The sequence below is a fragment of the Mesorhizobium sp. M7A.F.Ca.CA.004.04.2.1 genome, assembly GCF_004022825.1.
Taxonomy (GTDB): Bacteria; Pseudomonadota; Alphaproteobacteria; order Rhizobiales; family Rhizobiaceae; genus Mesorhizobium.
The window spans coordinates 1-2,140 of record NZ_RZPH01001007.1 but is presented as its reverse complement, the minus strand read 5'-3'; the positions used below and the strand labels follow the sequence as shown (position 1 = coordinate 2,140).

Annotated in this window: 2 protein-coding genes and 1 pseudogene; all 3 read left to right on the top strand. The window is 59.3% G+C overall.

What is annotated here, in order from left to right; genetic code table 11:
• Positions 1 to 654: ABC transporter substrate-binding protein (locus EN893_RS30470; protein WP_164901254.1), on the top strand; the 654-nt coding region annotated here is incomplete at its 5' end.
• A 172-nt stretch (positions 655 to 826) separates the two neighbouring features.
• A complete protein-coding gene (locus EN893_RS30465; protein WP_127268778.1) occupies positions 827 to 1,522 on the top strand; it encodes an isoprenylcysteine carboxylmethyltransferase family protein in 696 nt (231 codons plus the stop codon).
• A 385-nt stretch (positions 1,523 to 1,907) separates the two neighbouring features.
• Positions 1,908 to 2,140 (top strand): annotated as a pseudogene (locus EN893_RS38780) (hypothetical protein); the annotation flags it as partial.

Below are 2,140 nucleotides of genomic sequence, written 5' to 3'. Positions count from 1 at the left end.
GCGGCCCGCAGCGACATCGTCAGCCCGAGAAACCTCGACGGGCTGAGCTGTGGCGGCTTCGGCAGCGCCTGGGAAAACGCCCTGATATCGACCATCATCCGCCATGATGGCGGCAAGGGCAATTTCGAGACGGTGACGCTCGGCACCTCAGCCTATGAGGCGCTGGCCAATGGTTCGGTCGATTTCACGCTCGAAGTCTCGACCTGGGAGGGTGTCGACGCCGAGCTCAAGGGCGTCAAACAACGCAGCTTCGTCTATGCCGATTACGGCGTGCCTGACGAGCACACGACACTGATCTCTTCGAGCGAAGCCTATCTCCAGGCAAACCCCAAGCCTGCGGCCGCCTTTGTCCAGGCGACGCGGCGCGGCTACCAGTTCGCGGTCGATCACCCCGAAGATGCGGCAGCCCTGCTGATCGCGGCCAACAAGGATGCGTTGACCAATCCGGCGCTGATCCACGCCTCACTGAAGGCGCTGATCGACGGCCATTATCTGCGCAGCCAAAGCGGTGCCATCGGGACGATGGATCCGGCCAAGATGGGAGCGATCGGCGGCTATCTCTTCGCGTCCGGCATTTTGCGTGATGCCGACGGCAAGCTGGTTGCTCAACGCCCGGATTTCGGGAGCTATTTCCGCAACGACTATCTGAGCTAGTCTGGCAAAACCAAATGAGATGGGTCGCCAGTCTTTCTGGGCGACCGCGTGGAGCAGGTCGTCTGGGAGTGGCGCCCTGGCTCCCCGACAGCCAGTTTAATGCCGATCTGATCTTGTTGATTAACTGCCCGGCAATGGTTGCGTGCAAAGGTCGCCCTGAGGGATCATTGGGGTGTTTGCATTGCTCATATCAAAAAGCGAGGCGCTTTCGCACATCAGTGACGGCAGGATTTTGTCCGCAGCCCGAACGCGCGAAATCCTGGTGGATTTGCGCGAAGGTTTCTTTCGGATCTGCGCGCTGGCCTTCGCGGGCATGTTCGTCTACCGCGGCGTATCTCACCTGATGCTCGACCCGACCCGCATCAATGTGGCGCTGATGGCAATTTCCGAGATCCTGACCTTTACCTGGCTGCTTCTGTCGCGGCGACCACAGGTACGCGACTGGAACCCGCTGACGGTGGTTGTTTCGGTGGTCGCCAGCTTCGGTGTCGGCTTCATCGACCTGGAACCGGGCGTGGCCATCATCCCGATCTATGCCGCCGCGCCGCTGCAAGTCCTGGCGTTGGGGTTCGTGATCTGGGGGAAGATATCGCTAGGGCGTTCTTTCGCCATTCTGCCGGGCAATCGCGGCGTGATGACCGACGGTGCCTACCGCCTGGTGCGGCACCCGATCTATGCCGGATACCTTGCCGGTCATGTCCTGTTCCTGCTGTCGGCCTTTTCCTTCTACAATCTTGCTGTCTACGCCGCGATCACCTTCTTCCAGGTTCATCGCATCCTGCGCGAAGAGGCGCTGTTAGCCGCGACGCCGGAATACCGGGACTATATGAAGCGCGTCCACTACAGGCTGTTCTATGGGATCGTCTGACAAGCCGGCCAGCGCAGAATCGTTCGGCCTGCAATCACGCTTGCACTCTCTCGCTCCCGCATCCGCCGACAGACTCTGGCCACTTGCAATCATCGTGGCGGTCTTGCTGATCTTGCGAGAGGCTCATGCCCTGTCCGGTGCGGTGTACGGCCTCGCAGTAAAGACGAGCAGAGTAACGTCCGATCATCAATGGCCTTACGCACTGTTAGTGTAAAGAGAAATTATTCCAACTTTATTATAATTTTATTTCAGAAATTTTGTTGATGTATACCACGCTTCAGGTTGAGTATTCTCTCTCTGAAACTGAAATTCACCACCTCGCGTAGTTGATCTTGCAATCGGCCTCTCGCCAATTGCTTTAGCGCAACGACAACAGGAGAGTGTTATGGCTCACACCATCAAGACAGTCGCCAACATGTTGGCGGGTAGTGCGGTAATCTTAGCCCTTTCCCTGCCCGCCAATGCTGCGGGAATCGGCCTTGGCGTTGGTGCCTCGGTGGGTGGTAGCGGCGGCGTCAATGGCGTCGGGGCTTCCGTTGGCGGCAGTGGCGGCATCAGCGCCGGAGTGGGCGCCTCGGGGGGCGGCAGGGGGGGTGTAAAGGCCGGGGCCGGTGCCAA